Annotated in this window: 2 protein-coding genes; both read left to right on the top strand. The window is 66.1% G+C overall.

Annotated elements, in window-relative coordinates:
- Positions 1-740: methyl-accepting chemotaxis protein (locus tag QZ609_RS26035; protein ID WP_295501261.1), on the top strand; the 740-nt coding region annotated here is incomplete at its 5' end.
- A gap of 781 nt (positions 741-1521) precedes the next feature.
- A partial coding sequence (locus tag QZ609_RS26040) for a glycosyl transferase family protein (RefSeq protein ID WP_295501264.1) occupies positions 1522-2929 on the top strand: 1408 nt, incomplete at its 3' end.

The following is a 2929-nucleotide window of genomic DNA, read 5'->3' on the forward strand; positions in this document are numbered from 1 at the left end:
TCAACGACAGCAGCAAGAAGATCGCCGACATCATCGGCGTGATCGAAGGCATTGCGTTCCAGACCAACATCCTGGCGCTGAACGCGGCAGTTGAGGCAGCGCGTGCCGGCGAGCAGGGTCGCGGCTTTGCGGTGGTGGCGGGCGAGGTGCGCAGCCTGGCGCAGCGCTCGGCGGGTGCGGCCAAGGAGATCAAGGAACTGATTACCGACTCGGTGGGGCGCGTCGAGAACGGCTCGACCCTGGTCGGCGAAGCCGGTGCGGTGATCGAAGACGTGGTGGTGGCGGTCAAGCGCGTGACCGACATCATGGGTGAGATTTCCGCCGCATCGGATGAGCAGAGCTCGGGCATCGAGCAGGTCAACCAGGCCGTGAACCAGATGGACGAGGTCACGCAGCAGAACGCCGCGCTGGTGGAAGAGGCCGCGGCCGCCGCGCAATCGCTGGAAGAGCAGGCGCACGTGCTGCGCGAAACGGTGGCGTCGTTCCGCTTGCCGCCGGGTGGCGGCGCGCGTGCTGTGCCCGCTGCCGTGTCGCTTGCCGCCAAGCCCTCCGCATCGACGCCGCCCACCAAGGCGGTTGCGCGCAAGCCTGCGGTCGCTCGCAAGCCTGCGGCGGCCCGCAAGCCCGCCGCGGCGGCGCCGTCCGCCAAGCCGGCGCCGGCAGCGTCGACCGAGCCGGCCGGCGACAAGCTTGCCCTGGCGGCTTCTGCCTCGGACCAGGACGACTGGACGCAGTTCTAACCGGCGCGTTTCTCCTTTCTCTTTTTGTCGATGCGGCAGGGCGGGGCGAAGCGGCACCGCCTAAGGCCGTTCTTGCCGCACCCCGTTTCAGCGCTGCAACCGAATCGGCGTGCCAGCCGAAACGTTGTTGCGGCGGGCACGGGTTTGACCCGTTGCGTGGCACGCGTGCGGGCATTGCCGAGCCGGTTCGGCACGTCGCTCGACACCCTCGCCGGCCTACCCGCATCGAGCGGTCTGCCAAGCCTTGCCGGGCAAGGCGGCCATCTCCGCGCGATAGTTGCGCGTCGATCCGGTGTGCCGCAGGTGCGTTGAAGCACCACATTCTTCAGCCGGCGGGTCCTCCGCCAAACACCCTGCGAGTGAGGCCGCAACCCATCGGCCATTCGGACAGACGCCTTCTCCGCTACCTGGATGAGACGCGCGTTTTCAGCGCGCGATGCCGCCGCGCAAGTGCCTGCATGCTCCCTCGCTGAAACGGCCTCAGCGTTCACCCTTGCAACATCCCCAGCAGCACACGGCGAGTGCACTGTGAACCTTCTCACGGCGCACCGCGTAACGGCGCGCTCTGGCAGCAGTTGGTACGGTCCTCGCGTTGCTGCTTCCGGAAGAGAGTCAAAGAACAACGCATCGACTGTCGTCGCTTGCCCAGGCGACGACGCTCAGATGCAGCGGCGCAATCCGTTGTGCCTTTGCCGATAACATCGGGGGAAACCATGAGCGCGATCGCGCAAATTGGGGGACATGCCGCGTACTGCCTGAACGCCGGTTGGGAGGAGGCGTCATGAGTCACGCGTCGTGGGAGCTCTATCTGGCGCTGCTCAATACGATGACAGTGGCGTCTGCGCTCGTCATTCTCATCAGCACCGCCGACGACTTCTTCCTCGACGCCTTCTATTGGGTGCGCGAGCTGTGGCTGTGGCCCCGCCAGGATCGCCTGCCCGCCACCATTTCCGCGCAGGCCCTGCGCGAGCGCGAGGAGCGGTGGCTCGCCATCATGGTGCCGGCCTGGAAGGAGTACGACGTCATCGCCAAGATGGTGGAGAACACCCTGGCGACGATGGAGTACACGCGCTTCATCATCTTTGTCGGCGCCTACCGCAACGACGCGGAAACCACCACCGAGGTGGACCGCATGGTCCGCCGTCACCCGGGCCGCGTGATGCGCGCCGCCGTCACCCACGATGGACCGACCTGCAAGGCGGATTGTCTGAACACCATCGTGCAGACCATCGTCCGCTACGAGGCGGGGCACGGCATCCGTTTTGCCGGCGTGATCATGCACGACTGCGAAGACGTGATCCACCCGCTGGAGCTGAAGTACTTCAACTACTTCATCGGCGACCAGGATCTGGTGCAGCTGCCGGTGCTGTCGCTCGAGCGCAAGTGGCATGAGTGGGTGGCCGGCACCTACATGGACGACTTCAGCGAGACGCACCAGAAAGATCTCGTCGCGCGCGAGGCGCTCACGGGTACCGTGCCCGGCGCGGGCGTGGCGCTGTGCTACAGCCGCCATGCCATTGAAGCCGTGATGAAGGTGCGCGGCGATGCGCCGTTCAACACCGGCACGCTCACCGAAGACTACGACTTCAGCTTCCGCCTGCGCGAGCTCGGCATGCGTGAGGCGTTCGTGCGCTTCCCCATCTGCGAGACGACCGAGCCGGCCGCCGACAGCGACGGCAAGGCCCGCACGCGCTGGCGCATGGGGCGCCGGCGCGGCGTCCGGCCGCAGTTGCTGGCCACGCGCGAATACTTCCCGAGCACCTTCCGCACAGCGTACCGGCAGCGTGCGCGCTGGATCCTGGGCATCGCCTTCCAGGGCTGGCTGCAGATGGGCTGGGACGGAAACTTCGTCACCCGCTACTTTTTCTTCCGCGACCGCAAGGGCGTGATGACGGCCCTGTTTTCCATCATCGCCTACGTGCTGTCGCTGAACTACGTCGCGATCGCGTGGGCGTGGCACGCGGGTTGGCTGAGCCTGGAAGGGGTGCAGCTTGCCATCGGTGCCAACTGGATGCAGTACATGCTGGCCGTCAACGCCACGCTGTTGTTCAACCGGCTCGTGCAGCGCGTGTATTTTGTCGGGCGGCTCAATGGCCCGCTGCAGGGCGTCCTGTGCCTGCCCAGGCTGGTGGTCAACAACTTCATCAACTTCTTCTCGGTGTGCCGGGCGTGGAAGATCTTCCTGATCT

It is taken from the genome of uncultured Ralstonia sp., assembly GCA_913056305.1.
GTDB lineage: Bacteria > Pseudomonadota > Gammaproteobacteria > Burkholderiales > Burkholderiaceae > Ralstonia.